The organism is Nonomuraea phyllanthi (assembly GCF_006334985.2).
Taxonomy (GTDB): domain Bacteria; phylum Actinomycetota; class Actinomycetes; order Streptosporangiales; family Streptosporangiaceae; genus Nonomuraea; species Nonomuraea phyllanthi.
This window is the reverse complement of the sequence record NZ_VDLX02000005.1, coordinates 409,574-433,116: the sequence shown is the minus strand read 5'-3', so window position 1 is coordinate 433,116 and position 23,543 is coordinate 409,574. Positions and strand designations below refer to the sequence as shown.

The 23,543-nt window shown below is 72.6% G+C and carries 21 protein-coding genes; 13 read left to right on the top strand and 8 right to left on the bottom strand.

Annotated features, from left to right (window positions below; translation table 11 throughout):
- The first annotated feature begins 50 nt into the window (after positions 1–50).
- Positions 51–1,388, top strand: a complete 1,338-nt coding sequence (locus tag FH608_RS16365) for a hypothetical protein (protein ID WP_139631338.1) — start codon at positions 51–53, stop codon at positions 1,386–1,388.
- Positions 1,389–1,466: 78 nt separating this feature from the next.
- On the opposite strand, the gene FH608_RS16360 is transcribed toward FH608_RS16365, so the two are convergent.
- A complete protein-coding gene (locus FH608_RS16360; RefSeq protein WP_193318451.1) occupies positions 1,467–3,767 on the bottom strand; it encodes an ATP-binding protein in 2,301 nt (766 codons plus the stop codon).
- 304 nt (positions 3,768–4,071) lie between these two features.
- Between FH608_RS16360 and FH608_RS16355 the strand changes: the two genes are divergently transcribed.
- Positions 4,072–6,828 carry a LuxR family transcriptional regulator gene (locus tag FH608_RS16355; protein ID WP_226899585.1) on the top strand — a complete coding sequence of 919 codons (2,757 nt, stop codon included), beginning with the start codon at positions 4,072–4,074 and terminating at the stop codon, positions 6,826–6,828.
- A 99-nt stretch (positions 6,829–6,927) separates the two neighbouring features.
- Here FH608_RS16355 and FH608_RS16350 read toward each other — a convergent pair whose 3' ends face one another.
- Positions 6,928–7,359, bottom strand: a complete 432-nt coding sequence (locus FH608_RS16350) for an STAS domain-containing protein (RefSeq protein ID WP_139631335.1) — start codon at positions 7,357–7,359, stop codon at positions 6,928–6,930.
- 159 nt (positions 7,360–7,518) lie between these two features.
- On the opposite strand from FH608_RS16350, the gene FH608_RS16345 reads away from it, so the two are divergent.
- The 8 genes from FH608_RS16345 (at position 7,519) to FH608_RS16310 (ending at position 15,124) form a co-directional block, all read left to right on the top strand.
- Complete coding sequence (locus FH608_RS16345) at positions 7,519–7,848, top strand: helix-turn-helix transcriptional regulator (RefSeq protein ID WP_139631334.1); 330 nt, start codon at positions 7,519–7,521, stop codon at positions 7,846–7,848.
- A 320-nt stretch (positions 7,849–8,168) separates the two neighbouring features.
- Positions 8,169–8,702 (top strand): PadR family transcriptional regulator, encoded by a 534-nt coding sequence (locus FH608_RS16340; RefSeq protein WP_139631333.1) that lies wholly within the window; start codon positions 8,169–8,171, stop codon positions 8,700–8,702.
- A complete protein-coding gene (locus tag FH608_RS16335) occupies positions 8,699–9,448 on the top strand; it encodes an ABC transporter ATP-binding protein (protein WP_139631332.1) in 750 nt (249 codons plus the stop codon). Before FH608_RS16340 ends, FH608_RS16335 begins: the two co-directional genes overlap by 4 nt.
- A 5-nt stretch (positions 9,449–9,453) precedes the next feature.
- The gene (locus FH608_RS16330) at positions 9,454–11,244 is read left to right on the top strand and encodes an FtsX-like permease family protein (protein WP_139631331.1); all 1,791 of its coding nucleotides are present in this window, start codon (positions 9,454–9,456) and stop codon (positions 11,242–11,244) included.
- A 56-nt stretch (positions 11,245–11,300) separates the two neighbouring features.
- Positions 11,301–12,407: a hypothetical protein gene (locus FH608_RS16325; protein WP_226899584.1), complete on the top strand. Its 1,107-nt coding sequence runs from the start codon at positions 11,301–11,303 to the stop codon at positions 12,405–12,407.
- A gap of 59 nt (positions 12,408–12,466) precedes the next feature.
- Positions 12,467–13,696, top strand: a complete 1,230-nt coding sequence (locus FH608_RS16320; RefSeq protein ID WP_139631330.1) for an ROK family transcriptional regulator — start codon at positions 12,467–12,469, stop codon at positions 13,694–13,696.
- 80 nt (positions 13,697–13,776) lie between these two features.
- Positions 13,777–14,385, top strand: a complete 609-nt coding sequence (locus FH608_RS16315; protein ID WP_139631329.1) for a TetR family transcriptional regulator — start codon at positions 13,777–13,779, stop codon at positions 14,383–14,385.
- A gap of 25 nt (positions 14,386–14,410) precedes the next feature.
- The gene (locus FH608_RS16310) at positions 14,411–15,124 is read left to right on the top strand and encodes an SDR family oxidoreductase (RefSeq protein WP_139631328.1); all 714 of its coding nucleotides are present in this window, start codon (positions 14,411–14,413) and stop codon (positions 15,122–15,124) included.
- A 63-nt stretch (positions 15,125–15,187) separates the two neighbouring features.
- Here FH608_RS16310 and FH608_RS16305 read toward each other — a convergent pair whose 3' ends face one another.
- The 4 genes from FH608_RS16305 to FH608_RS16290 form a co-directional block, all read right to left on the bottom strand.
- A complete protein-coding gene (locus FH608_RS16305) occupies positions 15,188–16,096 on the bottom strand; it encodes a GNAT family N-acetyltransferase (RefSeq protein WP_139631327.1) in 909 nt (302 codons plus the stop codon).
- A 217-nt stretch (positions 16,097–16,313) separates the two neighbouring features.
- Positions 16,314–16,805, bottom strand: a complete 492-nt coding sequence (locus tag FH608_RS16300) for a hypothetical protein (protein WP_139631326.1) — start codon at positions 16,803–16,805, stop codon at positions 16,314–16,316.
- Positions 16,802–17,326, bottom strand: coding sequence for an RNA polymerase sigma factor (locus FH608_RS16295; RefSeq protein ID WP_139631325.1), 525 nt, complete (start codon positions 17,324–17,326; stop codon positions 16,802–16,804). Before FH608_RS16295 ends, FH608_RS16300 begins: the two co-directional genes overlap by 4 nt.
- An 82-nt stretch (positions 17,327–17,408) precedes the next feature.
- Positions 17,409–18,242 (bottom strand): class I SAM-dependent methyltransferase, encoded by an 834-nt coding sequence (locus FH608_RS16290; RefSeq protein ID WP_139631324.1) that lies wholly within the window; start codon positions 18,240–18,242, stop codon positions 17,409–17,411.
- A gap of 250 nt (positions 18,243–18,492) precedes the next feature.
- On the opposite strand from FH608_RS16290, the gene FH608_RS16285 reads away from it, so the two are divergent.
- The 3 genes from FH608_RS16285 to FH608_RS16275 all read left to right on the top strand — a co-directional run bounded on the left by FH608_RS16285 (position 18,493) and on the right by FH608_RS16275 (position 20,953).
- Entirely contained in the window at positions 18,493–19,308 is an 816-nt protein-coding gene (locus FH608_RS16285; RefSeq protein WP_139631323.1) for a helix-turn-helix domain-containing protein, read from the top strand.
- An 83-nt stretch (positions 19,309–19,391) separates the two neighbouring features.
- Positions 19,392–20,228, top strand: a complete 837-nt coding sequence (locus FH608_RS16280) for an oxidoreductase (protein WP_139631322.1) — start codon at positions 19,392–19,394, stop codon at positions 20,226–20,228.
- Positions 20,229–20,230: 2 nt separating this feature from the next.
- Positions 20,231–20,953 carry an SDR family oxidoreductase gene (locus FH608_RS16275; protein ID WP_139631533.1) on the top strand — a complete coding sequence of 241 codons (723 nt, stop codon included), beginning with the start codon at positions 20,231–20,233 and terminating at the stop codon, positions 20,951–20,953.
- 25 nt (positions 20,954–20,978) lie between these two features.
- Here FH608_RS16275 and FH608_RS16270 read toward each other — a convergent pair whose 3' ends face one another.
- On the bottom strand, positions 20,979–21,794 hold the full coding sequence (locus FH608_RS16270; protein WP_139631321.1) for an AraC family transcriptional regulator: 816 nt from the start codon (positions 21,792–21,794) through the stop codon (positions 20,979–20,981).
- Between the two features lie 134 nt (positions 21,795–21,928).
- The gene (locus FH608_RS16265) at positions 21,929–23,437 is read right to left on the bottom strand and encodes a carboxylesterase/lipase family protein (RefSeq protein ID WP_139631320.1); all 1,509 of its coding nucleotides are present in this window, start codon (positions 23,435–23,437) and stop codon (positions 21,929–21,931) included.
- Positions 23,438–23,543 lie beyond the last annotated feature (106 nt).

Genomic DNA, 23,543 nt, shown 5'->3' with positions numbered 1-23,543 from the left:
GCCCCGACGCGCCGCAACCCACGATCTCGCTGGCCTCTCGGTCATCGAGCATGGACATCGAGCAGAACAGCACGATCACCAAGCCCGGGCAGACGACGTCGTTCCTGACCCCTGCTCCGCAGCCCAAGGCCGAGACGAGGGGAGATCTGGAAAACCGCATCGATTCGCTCTCCAACGGAATCACGAGCAGGCACGAGAAGGGATCGGAGGCGTACGAATACGCGTCACAACTGCTTGACCTGGCCAAGATGGCCCGGAGCTCGATGAAGGAATTTCCGAACAGTCAACTGACCCTGATGGCGAACATCATTCATCACCAGCCGGCGCGCACCCTCGAGGAGGCCGACCAGGACATCGGGACGCTCACCAAGGCGGTCCGCGACTACCTCATCATGACCCGTCCGCCGCTCGAGCCCTACGTACTGCAGAGGCAGGAGAAGGCGGACGACGAGAGCTCCCGGGCCGTCGATGCCATCGCCCGTCTCAAGGAGAGGCTCAGCATCCTCGATGGCGACGGCTTCGACGTGGACGGGATACGGGCGAACATCAACGACCTGTCGAAAGAGTTCGGAGAGAAGACGAAACCCGACGCATGGGCGAAGCTGCAGGGCTACATATTCCAGCTCAACGAGACTCTGGCGGCGCGCAGCAATTATCTCCTCAAAGATTTCGAAAAACCAAGTAAGGGCCCGATCTCCAACAAGACGAGATACGTGGACTCCATCGAGCTGATATTCACCAACACGAACCCGGAGCCGATACCCTGCTTCTGTGAGTACAAGGCGTACAGCACGAAACAGAAATCCGACGCAAAGATCCAGAAGAGCTTCCAGGAACAGCTCGATGACTACGTCGCGATGGTTTCGCAGGCCGCCCAGCCCTACCACCTGCGCTATGCCTTTCCGGGCGCCACCCCCGACTGGGTGTTCGCCAAGCTCCAGGCCGCCGCGGAAAAACTGGAAGCCGTCGGAAAAAGGCTGTACCTCACCGAGGGCGGAAAAACCAGAGTCGTCAGAAAGCAGAAGAATTATTTCACCACATCAACCGCGCCGAGCAGCGACATCCTCACGGGCGACACGCCCTCGAAGCCAAGTCGGGTCAACGAAACACCCGGCACGGCGAACAACACGAAGAACGACACGAAGAACGACACGGAGAACACCGCCACCGTCCAGCCCCTGAAAAGGACCATGTCGACACCTACCCCCGTGGTCAAGAAGGAGAAGAAGAAATCCCTCACCAAGAGCACCAAGAAGCCGGAATTGAAGGTCGAACGAGGCCCGCTGGACGCCTTCTTCAAGACCGCCAAGGTCCACACCCCGGCATCCACCCCCCAGCCGGGCGGGCGGCCGAACAGCACGTCGAATCCCGGGTCCACGTTCAAGTGACGTCCGACCTTGATGACGTCTCCAGCCGACGCGGCGAAGCAAAGGCTGGTGACGTCATCCTTCGGGCCGGAGGCCGCGCTAGGCTCCGTTGCCCGGCCCGGTCAGCTCCTGAAGCTCTTCGGCCACCTCGGCCGCCTGCTCGGGACGGCCGCCTTCCTCCAGCAGCCGCTGCCCTTCCGCCAGCGCCCGGCGGGCTTCCTCGACCCGCCCCAGGTGTCGCAGCGCGGTGCCCAGCCTGCGCTGGGCCCGCCCCACGACCTCCGCATGTGGGCGGGCGCGTGCCATCTCCCCCAACGCCTCGTGGAAGGCGCCGACCGCGTCCTCCCAGCGCTCGAGGGCGAGGTGGGCGGCGCCGAGCTGGGCCAGGGCGATCCCGAGCGCCTGGCTGACGTGGGCGGGGAAGCCGCCGTAGGCGGGATCACGCAGCGTCGCCACCAGGGCCAGGCTCTGTTCCAGCGCCGCCTCGGCGTGCCCCGCCAGCCGCAGGACGTTGATGTAGCTGGCCATGGCCTGGGGGTAAGCCTCCAGGTCCCCCGCCTGCAGGAGGAAGTCGGCGGCCCGCCGGCTGTCGTCGAGCGCCCGCTCCAGGGTCGCCGGATCCACGCTCGCCGGATCGTTGAGGAAGGCGTGCACGGTGGGCTGGACGGCGTGGAACAGGGCTCTGCCCTGCTGGCGTACGTCGCCGGTCTCGCGGGCCAGCTCCAGTGCCCGCAGCGCGGTCGCCTCGCCCTCCTCGGTGCGCCGGTGATCGGACAGCACCGAGGACAGGTGGATGAGATGCGCCGCTTCCTGCACCCGGTCGCCCATGGCCCGTGCCGCGCCGGAGGACAGTTCGAACACCTCGTGCCAGTGCTCCCAAGGGACCCACTGGTCGGAGAACCAGTTCATGGACTCGGCCACCTCGATCACGGTGGCGTGTTCTCCGCGTCTTGCCGCCGAGCGCAGGGCGTCCAGCCAGGCCGTGCCTTCGGCCCGTAGCCACTTGCCGGCCTCCGCCCGGCTGTCGAGGGTCACGAGGGAGTGCCACTGTGGTGGTGGCGCGCCGTAGCCCGGTTCGAACCAGCGTCCGGCCACCACGGCCACTTCCAGCAGCCAGGCTTCCATCCGCCGCCGCGCCTGCTCCTGCGCTTCGGCCGGTTCCTCCTGTTCCAGCCGGGCGCGGGCGTACAGGCGGACGAGGTCGTGGAAGAGGTAGCGGCCCGCGTACGGGGAGGTGAGCAGGCCCAGGTCGACCAGTTCTTCCAGGGCGTCCTCGGCATCGTCCAGGTCGAGCTCGGTCAGGACGGCGGCCAGCGGGATGCCGAAGTCGGGCGCGGTGGACAGGGCGAGCCTTCGGAAGGTGCGCCGGGCGGTCGGGGTGACCTGCTCATACGACAGCGCGAACGCGGCCGCGACCTGCAAATCCCCGGCGGCCAGGGCGTCCAGACGGCGGCCCTCGTCGTCGAGCCGGCCGGCCAGATGCCGGATCGTCCATCCGGGCCGGCTCTGCAGCCGGTTGCCGGCGATGCGCATCGCCAGCGGCAGGTGCCCGCACAACCGCGCCAGCTCGCTCACCGCGTCCGGCTCGGCCGCCGAGCGCGGCTCGCCCACGATGGCCCGCAGCAACGCGGCCGACTCCTCCTGAGCGAGTTGGGCTAGCGGCAACTGCTGCACGCCCTCCAGCCCCGACAGCGGGCGACGGCTCGTGATCAAAGTCATGCTCGGCCCACCGCCCGGCAGCAGCGGACGCACCTGACTCTCACCCGCCGCGTTGTCCAGCACGATGAGACAGCGCCGCTCCCGCAACAGCGCCCGGTACTGCCCGGCACGCTGCTGCTCGTCGGCCGGAATGCCTCGCTCGGCCATGCCCAGCGCCTTCAACAGCCGCGTCAGGCCGGCCCCGCTCGCCAGCGGGGTGGCGTCCATGCCGCGCAGATCGAGAAAGAACTGCCCATCAGGGAACAGATCGGCCAGCCGGCCGGCCGCGTGCACGGCCAGGGTGGTCTTGCCCATTCCCGGCGTACCCCAGATGGTCACCGGCACGGCCGGCCCGTCGGCGTTGCGGGCGGCCAGCTCCCACAACAGGCCCAGCTCGTGCTCGCGGCCGGTGAAGTCGCCGATGCCCCGGGGCAGCTCGCAGATCCCGGCCACGGAGGGAGCGGAGCGCGGCCGCCCGACCCGGGCGGCCGCGAGGAACGCGTCGTGCTCGTCCGGCGGCAGGCGCAGCACCTCGGCCAGCGCGGCCACCGTACGGCGCTGCGGGCCGCGGCTGACGCCCCGCTCCATGTCACCGATCGCCCGCACGCTCACCCCGGAGGCCTGGGAGAGCTCCTCGATCGTCAGACCCGCCGCCTGCCGGAAGGCCCTCAGCAGCGCGGCGAAAGACTCCCCGTCGCTCACCCCCTCGCCTCTCTCCCGGCAAGGAACGGAACCGGCCAAATAGTTCTGCCTGTTGTTCTGCCTCGTCTCCCGGCCACCATGCCTGTTTCCATGTAGTCCTCGCACCATTTCGCGGGTACCGGGGGCCCGGCGTCGCCAACGGACGGGCCCCCACCTGCACCTGAACCATGTGTTGCCGCGATTCGCCGAACCGCTGACCGATGTGGAACTCCATGATCCCCTATGGAAGAGACGAGCACGTGAGCAGGGACTCCGCGCCGCGCTGCGGCGTCCGGCGCCCGGCCGGGCGGCGCTGATGGCCGGCATGGCCTCCGCGGTGCGGCTGCACGGCCGGCGCATCGAGTGCGACAGGCTGGACCGGATCGCGGCGGCGGTGCAGACCGGCCGCAGCGCGGCCCTGGTGCTGCGCGGCGAGGCCGGCATCGGCAAGACCGCGCTGCTGGAGCACGTACGCGACAGCGCCTCCGGCTGCCGGATCGCCTCGGCGGCGGGCGTGGAGTCGGAGATGGAGCTGGCCTTCGGCGGGCTGCACCAGCTGTGCGCGCCGTTCCTGGACCGCCTCTTGCAGCTGCCGGAGCCGCAGCGCGTCGCGCTGGAGACGGCGTTCGGGCTGCGGGCGGGCACGCCGCCGGACCGGTTCCTGGTCGGGCTGGCGGTGCTCAGCCTGCTGGCCGAGGTGGCGGAGAAGGAGCCGCTGATCTGCCTCGTCGACGACGCCCAGTGGCTGGACCAGGTCTCCGCGCAGACACTCGCCTTCGTGGCCCGGCGGCTGCTCGTCGAGCCGATCGGGCTGGTCCTCGCCGTACGCGAGCCCGACCTGGAGACCGAGCTGTCCGGACTGCCGCAGCTCGAGGTCGGCCGCCTCAACGACGGCGACGCCCGCGCCCTGCTGGACTCCGCGACCCCAGGACGGCTGGACGAGCGGGTACGCGACCGCATCGTCGCCGAGGCCCAGGGCAACCCCCTCGCCCTGCTGGAACTGCCGTGCGGGCTGGCCGCGGCGGAGCTGGCGGGCGGCTTCGGACGCCCGGACGCGCGGCCGCTGGTGAGCCCGGTCGAGTACGCCTTCCTCCGGCAGATCAAGCTCCTCCCGGCGGCCACGCGGCTCCTGCTCCTGCTCGCCGCGGCCGAACCGGTCGGCGACGTGGCGCTGGTGACCAGGGCCGCGGAGTTGCTGGGCATCGACGGGTCGGCCGCGGCCCCGGCGGAGGCGGCGGAGCTGATCACGTTCGGGACGCGGGTGCGGTTCCGCCATCCGCTGGTGCGCGCGGCCGCCTACCGGGTGGCCGAGCAGGAGGACCGCCAGCACGTGCACCGCGCGCTGGCCGACGCCACCGACGCGCAGGCCGACCCCGACCGGCGGGCCTGGCACCTGGCCAACGCCGGCGCCGGCCCCGACGAGGCGGTGGCCGCCGGCCTGGAAGGCTCGGCCGGCCGGGCACAGGCACGCAGCGGCGTCGCCGCCGCGGCCGCCTTCCTGGAACGAGCCGCCGAGCTGACCCCCGACCCGGCACGCCGCGGAGCCAGGGCGCTGGCCGCCGCCCGGGCCAAGCACCAGGCCGGCGGGTACGACGCCGCGCTCCAGCTGCTGGACGCGGCCGAACTCAGCCTCCTGGACGAGCGCGACCTGGCCCGGTCAGGCCTGCTGCGCGGGCAGATCCTCTTCGCCTCCCGAGGCGCCGCCACCGCCCTGCCGCTCCTGGCCGGCGCGGCCCACCGCCTGCAACCCCTGGACGCCGGGCCGGCCAGGGAGGCGTACCGCGACGCGCTGCACGCCGCGCTGACCGCCGGCCGCCTGCCCGGCGGCACCCGGCTGCGGGACATCGCCAAGGCGGCGCTTGCCACCCCGCCCGGACCGGCGCCCGAGCGCTACAACCAGCTCCTGACGGGCCTGGCCATGACGAGCACCGACGGTTACGCGGCGGGCGTGCCCCTGATCCGGCAGGCCCTGCACGCCTTCCGCACCCAGGGCATCTCCCGCGAGGACGGTCTCGGCTGGCTCCCCCTCGCCTGCCTCGTGGCCGCCGACCTCTGGGAGTTCGACACCTGGACCGCGCTCTCGACGAGCCTGGTGGAGCTGGCCCGCGAGACCGGAGCCCTGTCGGTGCTGCCCTCGGCGCTGCTGCTGCTGGCGTCCAACCGCGTCCAGGCCGGAGACATCGCCGGCGCCGACGCCTTGGCCGCCGAGGCGGCCGCCATCGGCCAGGCGACCGGCAGCCGCGTCATCTCCCACTACGCCGCCCTGGCGATCGAGCCCTGGCGCGGCCGGGAGACCTCCACCCGCCAGGCCGTCGGAGCCGTCACCCGCGGCACCCTCGCGCAGGGCGAGGGCGGGGTGCTCGCCGCCGCCCGATGGGCCGGCGCCGTGCTCGGCAACGGCCTGGGCCGCCACGAGGAGGCCTACGCCGCCGCCGAGCAGGGCTACGAGAACTCCCACGAGATGGGACTGTCCATCAGGCACATGACCGAGCTGGTGGAGGCGGCCGTACGGAGCGAGAGGCCGGCACGCGCCGCCGAGATGGCCCGCCGCATCGACGAGCGGGCCCAGGCCGTCGGCACCGACTGGGCGCTGGGCGCATCCGCGGCCGTGCGCGCCCAGGTCAGCAGCGGTCCTGCCGCCGAAGCGCTGCACCGCGAGGCCGTCGAACGGCTCGGCCGTACCGACGTGCGCCTCGCCTACGGCCGTGCCCGGCTCGTCTACGGCGAGTGGCTGCGCCGCGAGAACCGCCGGGGCGACGCCCGGGAGCAGCTCGGCATCGCGTACGAGATCCTCGGCGAGATCGGGGCCGACGCCTTCGCCGAACGCGCCCGCCGGGAGTTGCAGGGCAGCGGCGAGACGATCCGCAGGCGCCCCGCCGAGGCGGGCACCCTGACCGCGCAGGAGGCGCAGGTGGCGCGGCTGGCCGGTGAAGGGCTGACCAACCCCGAGATCGGCGCCCAGCTGTTCATCAGCCCGCACACCGTCGAATGGCACCTGCGCAAGGTGTTCGCCAAGCTCGGCATCAGCTCCCGCAAGCAGATCCGGCCCTCGCTGCTCGACGGCATGGCCGCCACCGCCTGACACCGCGGCCGTTTCGAGCGGGCGTCCACCCCGTCCGGACGCCAGGTCACCGTCCCGCGGGCGTGACAGGTGTCCGAGCGTCTGCCGGGCCCGCGACTGTCACAGGTGCTCGGGCTCGCCGCGCAGAGGTGCGGGTTGGTGGCTGAGAACGTCGATCACGGCGTCGGCCGCGCTGGCGTGGATGTTCAGCAGCGGCCACAAGCCGATGATCTGCAGCAGCCGCGCCGAGATGCCGTGGACGCCCGCCAGGTGGAGGCTCGTCCCCTCGTCGCGCAGAGTGGTGTGGAGACTCTTCAGAACTCGCCCGCCGTTGCTGTCCATGAAGGTGAGGAGGCTGAGGTCGAGCACTGCCGGCTTGCCTGGCAGCATCTGCTCACGAACATAACGCTGCAGTCGGTCGGCGTTGGTTATGTCCACCTCCCCGATCACGGTGATCAGCACGCCACCTTCCAGGCGGTGGCATCCCAGGGTGAGGGGCGCCGCGACGGACTCCAGACTGTCGTCAGGCAGGTGAGCGAGGTGAAGGTGCATGGCGTCCTTCTCGGCGTCGAGGGGTCTCAGTACTTCTCCTCTTCTGAAACAGGATGCATGAAATATAATACCGGAAGAATCGTTCGTGCAACTTGTGCATGGGAGGGCTCCACGCGTGCAGCCAGCGAGAGCGGCCCATCTGATACAACTTGAGGTTTCGTGAGTACGTCCGCCAACCGCCCCAGCGCCTGGACCTTTCTGACGCACCACGCGCGCGTGCTGCTCGAGATCGCCCGCGACCCTCAAGCACGGGTCCGCGACATGGCCGCCACCATAGGCATCACCGAACGAGCCGTGCAGGGCATCGTCTCCGACCTGCACCAGGCCGGATACGTCTCCATCGACCGCGTCGGCCGACGCAACGAGTACAGCCTCAACCTTGATGCGCGCTTCCGTTACCGGACGGAGGCGAACCTGCCGGTCCGCCTCCTCATCGACATGTTCACCCAGCACGACCTGGCGAATCCGGACGAGACGGATACCGACTGATCCACCCGCCGCCCGGTGACACCGGCGGCCCGCCGACCCGGACCCACTGTCCGCACATGCCCTGCTGCCGGACGCGCAAGGCCTGTCCCACGACCAGCATGGCCAGGTCACGATGACCTGAGCGCCCTCGACGACGGTGAGGCCGCGCCACGGCATCCACCGGCGCCTGGGACAGCAGCTGCCCCGTGTCGAGATGCGGGCCGCCTTCCCCCTGGTCAACCGCTTCCCCATGCCGCGCCCGAGCGCGCGCTCCCGCGACGGCGTTTTGACACCTTCTACGGATAACCGCTATCTATTGGCTAACCGTTAGGGGGTGGAAGGTGCAGGACGCGGTGCTGGCGATGCTCGCCAAGGAGCCCACGCACGGGTACGACCTGCGCGCACGGCTGCGGCACAGTCTCGGCCCGCTGGGCGGGTCGATGAACCCCGGCCAGATCTACGTGACCCTGTCCAGGCTGGAAAAGGCGGGCCTCGTCGTGTGCGAACGCGCCGACGGCCTGCCCGAGCGGCCGGAGCGCAAGGTCTACGCGCTGACACCGGCCGGGCAGCAGCGCGTGGCCGCCTGGCTGGCCGAGGTGGGCTGGCCGAAACCGGACCTGGCGGAGTTCCACCTCAAGCTCGCCGCCGCGGCCGCGGCCCGGCTGGCCGACCCCGTGGAACTCGTGGCTGCCCAGCGCCGCGAGCTGCTGCGCCGCCTGCGCGAGGCGCAGCGCGCGGCACTGGCCGAGCCGGCGGGCCCGGGCGCCGGCCTGCTGCTCGAAGGGGTCGTGCTGCGGCTGCAGGCCGACCTGCGCTGGCTGGACGCCTGCGAGCGGGCCTGGTCCAGCCTCGACGACGAAATAGAGGGCGGATGAACGTGTCACGTGCCGCGGTCCGGGCCTGCGGCCTGGTGAGGACGCATGGTGAGGGTCAGAGCCGGGTCCGCGCGGTGGACGAGGTCGACCTGGAGGTGCCCGAGGGGCAGATGCTCGCGGTGATGGGGCCCAGCGGCTGCGGGAAGTCCACACTGCTGCACCTGCTCGGCGGCCTGGAACGGCCCACCGACGGACAGGTGTGGGTGGCCGGGCGGCGCATCGACACGCTGAGCGAGCGAGCTCTGGCACGCATGCGCCGCCGCTCGGTGGGGTTCGTCTTCCAGGCCTTCCACCTGATGGAGGAGCTGTCGGCGTCCGAGAACGTCGAGCTGCCCGCGCTGCTGGCCGGCCGCTCGCGCCGCCAGGCCAGGCGGCGCGCCGGCCTGCTGCTGGAACGGGTCGGGCTCGCCGACCGCGCCCGGCACCTGCCCTCACAGCTGTCGGGCGGGCAGCGCCAGCGCGTCGCCGTCGCCCGCGCGCTGGTCAACGACCCGCTGGTCGTCCTGGCCGACGAGCCGACCGGCAACCTCGACACCGCGGCGACCCTCGACGTCCTGAGAATCTTCGAGGAGCTGCGCACCGCGGGACAGACCTTCGTCATCGTCACCCACGACGAGCGGGTCGCGGCCACCGCCGACCGGCTGGTCTCGATGCGCGACGGCATGTTCGTCGACGACACCCGGCTGGCCGGCTCCACCACGACCGGCCTCGGCGGGCTCGGCGGGCTGATCGGGCTGGAGGGCTGAGCGACATGGGTTCCATCGTGCTCGTCGCCCGCCTGGTGCTCGCCGACGTACGCCGGCACCAGGCCCAGGCCGCGATGCTCCTGCTCGCGGTGACCGTGGCCACCGCCACGATGGCGCTCGGCCTGTCCCTGCGGTCGGTGAGCGAAGCGCTGTACGAGCAGACCCGCACCGCCACCGCCGGGCCCGACCTGGTGGCGCTGTCGGGCGAGACGGGCCCCGCTGTGACCTCGGCCCTGACCGAGCTGGCCGGCTCCCCCGGCGTGGCCGCCCACCACGGCCCCTACCGCATCGTCTACGCCGACCTCACCACGCGCGACGCCACCTCGTCCCGGGTGGTGGTCCACGGCTTCGCCGAGAAGCCCGCCGCCGTCAACCGGCCGCTGGTGACCTCCGGCCAGTGGATACGGCCCGGCGGCACGGTCCTCGAACGCGGCTTCGCCACCGCGCTGCACGTCGGCGTCGGCGACCGCGTCACCATCGCCGGCCGCCCATACCCCGTCGTCGGCATCGCCGTCACCGCCGCCACCTCCATCTACCCCGGAGCCTCGCAGATCGGCCCGTACGGCGGCCCCAGCGACTACAGCGGCCTGGCCTGGATGACCCGATCGGACGCCCGGGCCCTGGCGTCCTCCCATGACCTGCCGGTGACCCTGGCCGTCGACCTCGAACTGCGCGACCCCGCCGCCACCCAGGCCTTCCGCGACGCCCACCACGACTCCACCGTCAGGATCAACTTCCGCTCCTGGCAGTTCACGGCCCAGCAGGACCTCGCCATGCTCAAGGGCAGCCGGCCCATCCTGGTCGTCGGCAGCTGGCTGCTCAGCTTCCTGGCCATCACCGGAGTGGCCGCGCTGGCCGCCGGACGCGCCGTCCAGCAGACCCGCCGGGCCGGGCTCCTCAAAGCCGTCGGCGCCGGCCCCGGCCTGATCGCCACCGTCCTGCTCACCGAGTACCTGGCGCTGGCCCTGGCCGGCGACGCGCTCGGGCTGCTGGTCGCCCGCCTGACCGCGCCCGCCATCGCCAGCCCCACCGCCAGCCGCATCGGCGACGCGGCCGGGCCGACCGGCGCCACCGTCGTCACCGCCACCGTCCTGGCCGTGGCGGTCGCCGTACTCTCCACGCTGCGCCCCACCCTGCGGGCCATGCGTACGGCGACCGTCACCGCGCTGACCGCCACCCCCCACCAGCCCCGCCACCGGCCCCACCTCACCGCCCTGTCCGCGCTGCTGCCCACCCCGCTGCTGCTCGGACTGCGGCTGACCGCCCGCAGGCCCGGCCGCGCCCTGCTGCAGGCCTGCTCCACCGCCACCACCGTGATCGCGATCGTCGCCCTGCTCACCATGCACGCCCAGCAGGAACGGGGCTACGGCCTCAACGGCTCCCCCGTCCTGCCCAACCTGCGCGGCGAGCACGACCGCCGCCTGATGCTCGCCGTCGCCATCCTGCTGATCGCCCTCGCCGTCGTGAACACCATCACCTTCACCTGGACCACCGCCGTCGAAGCCCGCGCGAACATGGCCATCGCCCGCACGCTCGGCGCCACCCCGGGACAGGTCTCCGCCGGACTGTCCATCGCCCAACTCCTGCCCGGCCTGCCCGGCGCCGTCCTCGGCGTCCCCCTGGGCAGCGGCCTGCTCTCCCTCTTCGCCGCCAGGAACGCGGTGGAAGCGCCCTCCTCGTGGCTGCTCGCCGCCGTACTCGCGACCCTCCTGGCGACGGCGGCCCTGACCGCCCTGCCCGCACGCCTGGCCGCCCGCCGGCCCGTCGCACGCGCCCTCAGCGCCGAAACCGCGTGACCCACCTCCACGTGACGTGACCCCCGCCTCCATATGTTCGACGAAAGGACCCCCAAGTGGCATCTGACGCCGCCGGCACCCGGCGACTCATGGCGGGCACCGGGCAGCCGCGCGGACGGGTGTCCCACAGCACCGACCTCGTCACGGCGCTGCTCGGCATCTGGTTCGGGGTCGGGCTGATGATCGACGCCTGGGCGCACAGCAACCTCGCCGAGCTGGAGACCTTCTTCACCCCCTGGCACGCGGTGTTCTACTCCGGCTTCGCCGTCGTCTCCGGCTGGATCATCTGGCAGGTGTGGCGCAACGTCCGCGCCGGACGCCAGGGCCTGGCCGCCGTCCCCACCGGATACCTCGCCGGGCTCGCCGCCATTCCCGCGTTCGCCGCCTTCGGGTTCGCCGACATGCTCTGGCACACCGTCCTCGGCATCGAGACGACCATCGACATCTTCTTCAGCCCCTCGCACCTCGGCCTCATCGTCACGATGACGCTCATCCTCACCACACCGCTGCGCTCGGCCTGGAACGCCCCCGGCATCGGCCCCCGGCCCTCGCTCGGCCGCCTGCTGCCCGCGCTGCTCGGGCTCGCCTTCGCCACCGCCCTGGTGTCACTGTTCCTGTCGTACGGCGGCGCCATGCACTACCGGCCCCAGGCGATCGTCGAGGCACTCTCCATGGCGCAGAACACCGGCGCCGCGCCCGGCGCCGGCCCCCGGCCGATCGCCCCGAGCGCCGACCGGATGGCCACCGCCATGGTCGTCACCAACGTCGTCATGCTCAGCCCCGTGCTGCTGCTGGCGCGCCGCTGGCTGCTGCCGTTCGGCTCGGTCACCATCATGTACGCGGTCATGGTCCTCATGCCGGCCGCCCAGACGGCCTTGCGCAACCTGCCGACCCTGCTGTCGTTCGTGGCCGCCGGGCTCGTGAGCGATCTGCTGATCCGCCGGCTGCGGCCCTCAGGCGAGCGGCGCGCCGCCTACTGGGCCTTCGCCGGGCTGTCGGCCCTCGCCACCTGGACCCTGTACATCGGCGTCGCCTCGGCCACCAGCGGCCGCCTGCCCGCCGTACCCGAACTGTGGACCGGCGCGCCCATCGTGGCCGGGCTGATCGGCCTGGCCCTCGGCGCACTGCTCCTGCCCAACCCGGCCACGGCCGTACGGGCATGATCCGACGATCTCCCCGGCGATGCCGGGGCGCGGGACGCCGCCTTGGGTAGCTTTAAGGCATGTCGTCCTCTCTCGTGTCGGGTGCCACCGGCCCCGCACGGCAGGCGTCGCCGTCGACACGCCGCCGCAACCTCGGGGCCGTGCTGCGGGAGGTGCACCGCGACGGAGCCGTGTCACGCGCCGAACTCGCCGAGCGGATGGGCGTCAACCGGAGCACGATCCTGTCGCTGATCGTCAGCCTCGCCGCCACCGGCCTCGTACGGGAGGAGCCGGCCACGGCCACGGGACGGGCCGGCCGGCCCTCACTGGTCGTCCGCGCAGAGAGCGGCCGGGCCTACGTGCTGGCCTTCGACGTCGCGGTGGACCGGCTCGTCGCCGCCAGGGTCGGACTCGGCGGCATCGTGCTCGAACGCAAGGAGGCCGCGCGGCGCCGAGGCCAGGACGACCTCGACGAGGTGACCGGCGTCCTCACCGCATTCGGTGACGCGCTCGTGACCGCCGCGCCCCCGGACGCCGCGTGCGTCGGCATCGGCATGTCGTACTGCGGCCTGATCAGAGCCGCCGACGGCAAGGTCCGGCTGGCCCCCACCATGGGCTGGACCGACCTCGACATCGGCCCGGCGCTCGGCCGGCGACTGGGGCTGGGCCTGCCCGTGGCCGTCGGCAACGAGGCCCACCTGGGCGCGCTGGCCGAACACGTACGCGGTGCGGGAGCCGGCAGCCGGAACCTCGTCTACCTGCACGGGGACGTCGGAGTGGGCGGCGGCATCATCGTCGGCGGCAAGCTGCTGGACGGCGACGAGGGATACGCCGCCGAACTCGGCCACATGATCGTCAACCCCTACGACGGCCGGCCCTGCAACTGCGGCTCGCACGGCTGCCTGGAGGCGGAGGTCGGCGAACCGGCACTGCTGGAGAGCGCGGGACGCGCCGGCGGGCCGCTCGGCCGGGACGGCGTCCGGGCCGTGGTGACCGCAGCCGAGAACGGTGACGCGGCGGCCCGCGACGCCCTCGACCGCGTCGGCGGCTGGCTCGGCATCGGCGTCGTCAACCTGATCAACCTCTTCAACCCCGGCGTCGTCGTCTTCGGCGGCATGCTCAGCGAGATCTACCGGGGAGCGGCCCCCCGGGTCGGCGCCCGCGTGCGCGCCGGCGGGCTGCCGGTCTCCCGCGAACGCGTCGCCCTCCGCACCGCCGCGCTCGGCTACGACGCCACCCTGATGGGCGCCGCCGAACTCGGCTTCGCCCCGCTCCTGGCCGATCCTCTGGGCGTCATGGACCACGCCTGAGGGCTTGCTCCACTCTCCCCCGTCAGGAGAATCAGACCTATAACCAACAACAACGTTGTTGTTGGAGTAGACTCCGCACCATGGCTTGGGATGTCGAAGGAACGAAGCACCGCATCTACCAGGCGGCACTGGCCGAATTCGCCGCACACGGCCCCGACGGCACCACCGTCGACCGGATCGCGAAGCGCGCCCAGGTCAACCGCGAACGCGTCTACAACTACTTCGGCGACAAATCAGCACTGTTCTCAGCAGTGATCCGCAGCGAACTCGACAAGATCGCCCAGGCCGTACCCCTGACCATCACCCGCACCACCGACCTCGCCGAATTCGCCGGCCGCACCTTCGACTACCAGCGCGCCCACCCCGACCTCGCCCGGCTCGTGCTCTGGGAAGGACTGTCCGACACGGGCACCGTCCCGGACGAACTCACACGAACCGAGCTGTACACCGGCAAGGCCAACGCCGTCGCGGCAGCCCAGCAGGCGGGACTGATCGACGACACCCTCGACCCCGCCCACCTCATGTTCCTCATCATCGCCCTGTCCAGCTACTGGTCCGCAGCACCACAGATCGCCCGCATGCTCTCCGGCACGGACGCCCAGGACGCCACCGAAACCGCCCAGCGCCGCGCGGCCGTCGTCCACGCCGCCCGGCAGCTCGCCACGCCACGACCGAAACCCACCACCTGACTCCCCGACCACCAGGAGCACGGCCATGACCGCCAAGACCGTACTGATCACCGGCGCCACCAGCGGCATCGGCGCCCACACCGCACGACTCCTCCTCGACCGCGGCCACCGCGTAGCCGTCACCGGCCGCAGCGAGACCAGACTCAAGGCCTTCCTCGACGAGACCGGCCACCCCGACCGGCTCCTCGGCCTCATCGCCGACGCCGCCGACTGGCAGGCCACCCAGTCCGCCGTGACCCGCACCGTTGAACACTTCGGCGCCCTGCACGCCGCGGTCGCCAACGCCGGCTTCACCTCCAGCGACCAGCACCGCAGCGCGGGCGCGACCCTCAGCGACGGCGACCCGGCACTGTGGCCGCCCATGATCCTGACCAACGTCCTCGGCCCCGCCCTCCTCGCCAGAGCCACCCTGCCGCACCTCGAGGCCACCGGCGGACGGCTGGTGCTCATCGGCAGCGTCGTCGGACTGAAGAACAGCCCCGGCAACCTCTACTCGGCCACCAAATGGGCCGTCACCGGGCTCGCAGAGAACCTGCGGATGCACGCCACCACCCGCGGCATCGGCGTCACCCTCGTCAACCCCGGCATGATCGACACGCCCTTCTGGGAAGAGGGCAGCGTCCCCTCCTTCGCCCTGCCTCCCGGTCCCATCGCCGAAGCGATCTGCTTCGCCCTCGACCAGCCGGCCGGCGTCGACCTCAACACCATGACCATCCGGCCGATCGGACAGCCCGTATGACCCGCCGTTGTTGTTCCACCATCCGAGCGCCTTTACAAAGTAGATTTTTCCGCACCGGCCCCTTCAGCGCAGGTGCCGGACCCACTGGGTCAGCAGGGGGCGGTAGCCGCGGCGGTTCCAGAACGGAGCCGAGAGCGGATTCGGCAGCGCGTGGTGCAGCACCATGGTGGACACGCCTGCGGCCCCGGCCCGGCGGTGCGCCGTCTCGGTGAGCGCCGGGCCCACGCCGAGGCCGCGCGCCCGCGGCTCGACGTACATGGCTCCCAGGTACGCCACCGGAGCGTCGTTCACTCCCCCGCTGATCCAGCCGGACCGAGCCGGTGGCTGCACGACGGCGAACCCCGCAGCGCGGCCGTCCAGCTCGGCCAGCCAGCACCACTCCAGCGGCAGCGCCTCCTCGGACAGGTACGCGCGCAGGAGTTCCCCGGTGCGCCCCCGCACCGTCACCCAGCCGAACTGCGCGTCGTAAGCCACCAGCCGCTCGTACATCCGCGCCATCACCTCCAGGTCGTCCGCCCCGGCGGCCCGGACGGCAGCGGGGCCGGCAGCGGAACCAGCAGTGAAGCCGGAAGTGACCGCCGTGCCGGGCCGGAGCCGGCGGGCGGCCACCACGGTGACGGGAGCGAAGCCCCGGACGGCCAGCGCCCTGACGGGTTCGGTGTCGCGGCTCGGCCACCACACACTCAGCGCCTGCTCGGGCCCGGCGGGGCGGGGGCGGGCCAGCCACTGGTCGAGCAGCGCGCCGAGCGCGGCCTCGGGGTCGGAGCCGGCGACGCGCGCCCGGAGGTGGTGGACGGTCAGCGGCGACCAGCACGCCTGCAGGCCATCCGGGTCCAGCCGGTCCACCACCGCACGCGCGACGGCGTCGGGCGCTTCGAGCAGTTCTCCCTTGGCGGGCAGGTCGTCCTGGCCGGCGAGGAGTGGCTCCGCGGAGCGCACACGGGCCGCGTGATCCTTGATCAGGTCGCTCATGACGGCACCCTAACCGCCAGGATTTTTAGGATTAAAGGGCACGAACGCACCTACAGCCCTGGAGCGGCCGGCGACCGGGACCGGCGCTGCGCGCAAGAAACTTCTCAGCCCAGCAGCGTGATCACGCCGGCCAGGAGTATCGCCGCGACGAGAACGGTCACGACGACCAGGGCCGTCGTGCCGAACCGGCGGCGGATGAATTTCGGGTTGTGGGCCATCATGAAGTCCTCCCTGGCTGGGCGCCGCTCAGCTCGCGCCGGCGGCGCAGCAGCGCCGCGCGCCTGGCCTGGGCGCGCACCACTAGCACCAGGGCGACCGCGACGAACCCGCCCCCGACCGCGAGGACCGGCCCCACCCCGGTGCCGCGTTGCGCGGCGACAACGGTCAGGACCGCCGTGGTGGCGAGCGAGGCGGCCAGGCCGATCCAGGCGGCGATCACCCGGTCGGTCGCGAACAGCGGGACCCGGCGCGTCAGCAGCCACCCGCCGTACGCGGCCCAGGCCAGGCAGAACGCGGTGAACAGCGCGAACGCCAGATGCGTACGGCCGGGCAGCGGGCCGGGCTCCGTCCACCACAACGCGCCCACGAACACCGCTCCCGCCGCGCCGGCCAGCAGCGCCGTCACGGCCCGGATCCGGGTTCTCGGCGACAGCGCCGGCGAGAGCCGTTCGATCATGTCCTGCGCCGACAGGCGCGGCTCGTCCGTCATGGCCTGTATCCCTTCTCCTCCAGGTGGTCACGCAGCAGGCGACGGGCGCGGTTGAGCCTGGACTTGACCGTCCCGGCCGGGATCCGGCAGATGTACGCGCACTCCTCCACGGGCAGGTCCTCCAGGTAGAACAGGACGAGGATCTCCCGTTCGAGCACCGGCAGGTCCGACAGCACGCTCACCAGGGCGGCGCGGTCCACCATGGCCTCAGCGGGGTCCTCGACGGCCGCGTCGGCGGCTCCGGACCTCTCCTCGGCCTGGGAGTACTCGCCGCGCAGCCGGTCGGTGACCGAGCGCCGGGCGATGGTGAACAGCCACGGCGCGAACCGCTCCGGGTCGCGGAGCCGGGGCAGGCCCCGGACCACGGCCAGCCAGATCTCCTGGCTCACGTCGTCGGCCCGGTCGGCGTCCAGCATGCGCCGTACGTACGTCCACACCGGCACCTGCCACCTGGCCAGCAGCTCGGCCAGCGCGGCGCGCTCGCCGAGCTGGGCACGCACCACCAGCAGCTCATCGGTCATCTCGTCCTCCCGTCATCCTGCACAGTCGGGCGAGGGGCCGGGAAGGTTCACGGGTTCCGCGGCACTCGCGGCTGAGTGAGACTCATCCGGAGTGGGCCGTGACGATCCACGCCGAGGCGGGGAGTCGTACGGCGTCGCCGCTCTCATAGGGTCGCAGCGCCGACGCCAGCGCGTCCCTGGCCCGGGTCAGGGCGGCGCTCTCGGCATCGGCGACGAAGCCGGCCAGCTGGACGTCGAGCAGGAAGCCGGCGGCGTCCATCGCATCGCGCCCGAGCACGGTGAGGTACTCCACGGGGGAGGTCGCGATGCCGGTGAAGCCGGCCTGGTCGAGCACCCGGCGAATGTGGCCTGCGTCGGTGAAGTCCGCGACTCCCTTCCGGTGACCGTCGAGATCCAGGCTCGGCAGATGCCGCGCCAGCGCGGTGAAGACGCCGCGCATCTGTTCGCCGCCGTCGCGGTGGCACAGGAACGCCAGCCGCCCCTTCCGCCGCAGTGACCGCCTGATGTTGGCGAACGCGGCCACCGGATCGTCGAAGAACATGATCCCGGCCCGGCTGATCGCCACATCGAAACGGCCGGAGGGCAGCGGGTGGACCTGGGCGTCGCCGCGCTCGAAGGTGATGTTGGCAAGGGACTCCTCGGCGGCGATGCGCCGGGCGAGCTCCAGCATGGGGGCCGACAGGTCGATCCCGACGGCCTGGCCGCTGCTGGCGTGGCGGGCGGCGATCCGGGTGGTGTGCCCGGTGCCGCAGCCGATGTCGAGCACGTGGTCGCTCCCGGCGATGGCGGCGCCGGCGAACAGGTGCCCGTTGGCGGGTTCGGCCATCCGGTCGAGGTGTCGGTGATGTTCCGTCCAGCGCCGGCCTTCCTCGCCGTTCCACATCTGCTCCTGGGCGGTGTTGACCGTACCCGTCATCGCGTCGGCTTCCTTTCCGGGGAGGAGATGGTCACAGGAGATGCTGCCGCGCCGGGCTCGCCGCCGTCGTCAGCCGGGGGAAGCCTGTTCCGGCTACCGCATCGGGAGTGAAGGCAGGCCGGTGTACGACCTTCGGAGTAGACCGACGCGTGGCACGGGGCTTGAGGCCGTGCGCCGGCTCTGATGGTGGGAGCGGCGCGGCCACCTTGAGGGCTCCTGCCGGGCGCGAACCTGGCCTAGCCTCGAAGGCATGGACAGGCAGAACCCGCTCGGAGAGTTCCTGCGCGCCCGCCGCGAGCTGGTGCGGCCGGAGGACGTCGGCGTGCCCGTCGGCGCCCGCCGGCGCGTGGCGGGGCTGCGCAGGCAGGAGGTCGCCCGGCGCGCGGGCATGAGCACCGACTACTACGTACGGCTGGAGCAGGGCCGCGAGCGCCACCCCTCCGCCCAGGTGGTCGACGCGCTCGCCCGCGCCCTCGATCTGGAGGCGGACGCGGCCGAGCACCTGCACCGGCTGGCCCACCCGGCCGGGCGCGGGCGGCCGGCCGGCGGGCACGAGCAGGTCAGCCCGCGCCTGCTGCGCATGATGGACCTCTGGCCGCACACCCCGGCCGTGGTCCTCGGCCGCTGTCTCGACGTGCTGGCCTGCAACGCGCTCGGCGGCGCCCTGTTCGACGGCCACGCCCACAGCCGGAACCTGGTCCGGCTGGTGTTCCTCGATCCCGACGCGAGGGAGTTCTACCCCGACTGGGACCGGGTGGCGGTCAACACCGTCGCCGGCCTGCGGGCGGGGGCCGGCACCGACCAGGACGACCCCCGGCTGATCGAGGTGGTCGGGGAGCTGTCGGTCAAGAGCGAGGACTTCCGCCGGCTCTGGGCCCGCCACGACATCCGCCAGAAGACCCACGAGACCAAGCGCTTCCGCCATCCCCTGGTGGGAGAGCTGACCCTGCACTACGAATCACTGACCGTCAACAGCGCGCCGGGCCAGCAACTGGTCGTCTACCAGGCCGACCCCGGCAGCCCGTCCGAGGACGCGCTGTCCCTGCTCGGCTCGCTGACCGCCTAGCGAATCCCTGATCGGCGACCCCGCCCGGCCGGACACCGGCCGAGGCGCCATGTCGCCATGCCCTACCACCGAGGAAGACCATCATGTCCGTCTGGTTCATCACCGGCTGCTCCACCGGCCTCGGCCGCGCCCTGGCCACCGCCGTGCTGGAACGCGGCGAGCGCGCGGCCGTCACCGCCCGCGACCCCCGGCAGCTCGCCGGCCTCGTCGCCGGCCACGGCGACCGCGCCATCGCGCTCCCGCTCGACGTCACCGACCAGGCCCAGATCGCCGAGGCGGTCGAGCAGGCCGAGTCCGCCTTCGGCCGCATCGACGTCCTCGTCAACAACGCCGGATACGGCTACCTCGCGGCCGTCGAGGAGGGCCGGGACGACGAGGTACGCGCGCTGTTCGACACCAACGTGTTCGGGCTGGCCGACGTCACGAAGGCCGTGCTGCCGGGCATGCGCGCCCGCAGAAGCGGCCACGTCGTGAACGTCTCCTCGCTGGGCGGCCTGGCCGCGTTCGGCGCGACCGGCTACTACCACGCCACCAAGTTCGCCGTGGAGGGCCTGTCCGAGTCGCTGGCGGCCGAGGTCGCGCCGCTCGGCATCAAGGTCACGATCGTCGAGCCGGCGGCGTTCCGTACGAACTGGTCCGGCCCTTCCATGCGGCAGTCGCCGGTCAGCATCGACGACTACGCGGAGACCGCCGGCGCGCGCCGCGCCTCCACCCTCGCCACCTACGGCCACCAGCCCGGCGACCCGGCCCGCGCGGCCGAGGCGCTCATCGCCGCGGTCGAGGCCGACGAGCCGCCGCTGCGGCTGCTGCTCGGCCGGGCCGCGTACGACATCGCGTCCGCCCGCCTCGACACGCTGCGGGCCGGGTTCGAGGCGTGGCGCGACGTCACGCTCGGCGCCGACTACCCGGCGGGCGCGTGACCATGAAGAAGATCGTCCTGGTCACCGGCGCGGGCAGCGGCATCGGCCGGGCCACCGCGCTGCGCCTGTCCCGCGAGGGTCATCATCTGGTCATCGGCGGCCGCCGCGAGGACCGGCTGGCCGCCGTCGCCGAGGCCATCAGGAACGGCGGCGGCAGCGTGGACGTGCGCCGCCTCGACGTGACGGACCGCGAGGACGTCGCGGCGTTCGTCGACGGGGCCGCCGAGGAGCACGGCCGGGTCGACGTCCTGGTCGGCAACGCGGGCGTGATGCCCCTGTCACGCCTGGACTCACTCCTGGTCGAGGAGTGGGACCGGATGATCGACGTCAACATCCGCGGCCTGCTGCACGGCATCGCGGCCGCCCTGCCGCACTTCCAGCGGCAGGGCGAGGGCCACTTCGTCACGATCGCCTCCATCGGCGCGCACCAGGTGGTGCCGACGGGCGCGGTCTACTGCGCCACGAAGTACGCCGCCTGGGCCATCACCGAGGGCCTGCGCCAGGAGCTCGACCCCGGCATCCGGGTCACCACGGTTTCTCCCGGCGTCGTGGAGTCGGAACTCGCCGGCACGATCACCGATCCGGGGGCGCGCGAGGCGATGCGGACGTACCGGGCGGCGGCCATACCGCCGGAGGCCATCGCCGACGCCGTCGCCTTCGCGATCGGGCAGCCGCCGGAGGTGGACGTCAACGAGCTGGTCGTCCGCCCGGCCAGACAGCGGTGAGCGGACGGGGCCGGCGCCGACGGCATCAGGGGGCGTCACTGGCGCGATGAGCGTCCGGCCGGCCGGGCGACATCGTCGAGCGCGGTGAGCGTCCGGCCGGCCAGGCGACATCGTCCAGCGCGAGGAACGGCGAGACCGCGACCCCGGCCGGCGTCATCCCGGCGAAGGCCATGACGTCCCGGTGGAGGTGGGACTGGTCGGCGTAGCCGCTCTCCGCGGCCACCAGGGCGGCGCTGTGGCCGGCGGCGAGGCGGCGGGCCGCGTGGTCGAAGCGGATGAGCTGGGCGACCCGCTTGGGGGTGAGGCCGACCTGGGCGCGGAAGCGGGACCACAGCCGCTTGCGGCTCCAGCCGAGCTCGGCGACCAGCCGCTCGACGCGCACCCGCCCCCCGGTGGCCACCATCCGCCTCCAGGAGAAGGCGACCTCCGGGTCGACGGCCCGGCCCGCGTCCACCCGCCGTGCCAGCGCGGCCTCCGCGATCGCGAACCGGTCGTCCCACGACCTGGCGGCACGCAGCCGCTCCTGGGTGCGTACGGCGTCCCGTCCCCAAAGATCGTCGAGGGCGGCCAGCGTCCCGCCCAGTTCCGAGGACGCGCCCAGGACCGCGTGCGCCACGATCGGCGAGAGCCGCAGCTGGAGGCACTCGGAACTCCTGGCCAGCCCCCTCCCCCGGGCCCCGTCGGGCGCGAGCCCGGCGACGACGCGCTCGCGCTGCCGCGCTCCGCGGCCGTCCTCCACCACGAAGGGCCGGTCACCGAGGTCGAAGATCACCGTGACGGCGGGGTGCGGGACCAGCGCGACGTCGGCGAACTCGTTCGCCTGATCGCTGAATCCCGCCATCACCACTCCCGGCAGCCGGCCAGGGCGCGGCGGAACCGTGATCTTCCAGCGGGGCGTACCGGCGCGAGCCGGCTCGGCAGGTCGCACTCCGACATCGTAGAAGCCATGTCGCGGCGGGCCCACCCGGTTCCCGGTCAGCGGCGCCCGGACCACGCCTCGCGCTCCGCGCCGTCGGGGTCGCCGGCGACGGTGATCTTCTCGTCGATCAGCGCCGTGGACCGGCCGGCCAGGTCGTATCGGGGCCAGCCCGGGTCGCCGTCGGCGACGAAGCGGACCCAGGCGCCGTGGGCCGTGTCGGCCACGGCCTGCGGGGGTTCGCCGCCGATGAGGGCGTGGCCGGACTCGTCGTCGAGGAGGTCGAACACGTACGGGAGCTCCACCGCGTGCGCGGCGCCGAGCCGGCCGGCGAAGCTCGGCGACTCGTGGTCGAAGCGGTACAGCCAGGTGTCGGCCGCGCCGGCCTCGATGCGTGCCTCGGCGACGCGGATCGCCGGAACCCGGATGAAGCAGTCGGTGGTGACGGCGGCGAGCAGCTCCCCGGGGCTCGCTCCCGGCCGGGCCGCCCGATAGCGCTCGACCGTCCCGTCGGGCGCGCCCAGGGCGGCCGCTACCGCGGCGAGCGCGCTCTCGTCGATGAGGTCGATCATGCCGGTGGGGACGAGGCCGATCCGGGTGTCGTGCCGGTTTCCCCCGGCCAGGAGCCGCACGCCCCGGCCGGCGCCCTTTCGCAGCGCGTCGAGCGGGTGCTCGGGGAGGAGGTCGCCGTCGATGACCGGGGCGAAGGGAAGGCTCGCCCACTCGGCCGGGTTCGCGGCGGTCTGGAACTTGTCGGCGAGCGCGGACGCCGCCCGCGCGAGCCGTGCGGCCGGCACCTCGCGGAAGGCCTCGCGGGTCGCGGCCACTCCGAGCGACCCGGCCAGCTGCGAGGCGATCCCCGCGGCGGTCTCGGCCGTCAGCGTCTGGGCGACCGCCCCGCTCTGGGCGACCGCCTGGCTGAACAGGCCCCGGGCGCGGGGCGTGGCCATGAGGGTGATGACGCTCATGGCCCCGGCGGACTGGCCGGCGACGGTCACCTTCCCCGGATCGCCGCCGAAGGCCGCGATCTCGCGCCGGACCCATTCGAGCGCGGCGATCTGGTCCAGCAGGCCCAGGTTCGAGATGCCGTCATCGAGGTGGAGGAAGCCCTCGGCGCCGAGCCGGTAGTTGATCGTGACGCACACGACCCCGTCGCGGGCGAAGGAGGTGCCGCGGTAGCCCGGGACGGATCCCGACCCCTTCGTGAACATGCCGCCGTGGATCCAGACCAGCACCGGCAGGCCGGAGCCGCCGGGGTCGGGGGTCCACACGTTGAGGTTGAGGCATTCCTCGCCGGGGATCACGACCTCGGGGAACAGCTCCGCGCTGTCCGGAGCGTAGTCGCCCTTCGGGCAGGTCGGCCCGTAGCCGGTGGCGGCGCGCAGCCCCTCCCACCGCGCGGGCGGCTCGGGGGGCCGCAGGCGGCGCGTCCCGAAGGGCGGGGCGGCGTACGGGATCCCGAGGAACGCCGCTACTTCCCCGTCCATCCGCCCCCGCAGCCGTCCACCCGTCACCTGAACTTCTGGCGCGCTGTCCGCGGTGTTCGCGGTGTTCGCGGTGTTCGTCATCGCCTCTCCTGTCGCTCGGAGCTCCACGGCCGCCGCACGTGGGGCCTGTGCCGGTACGGGAGCGAGCATCACAAGCTCAGGGTCAGGGCGTCTTGAACGAATGTTT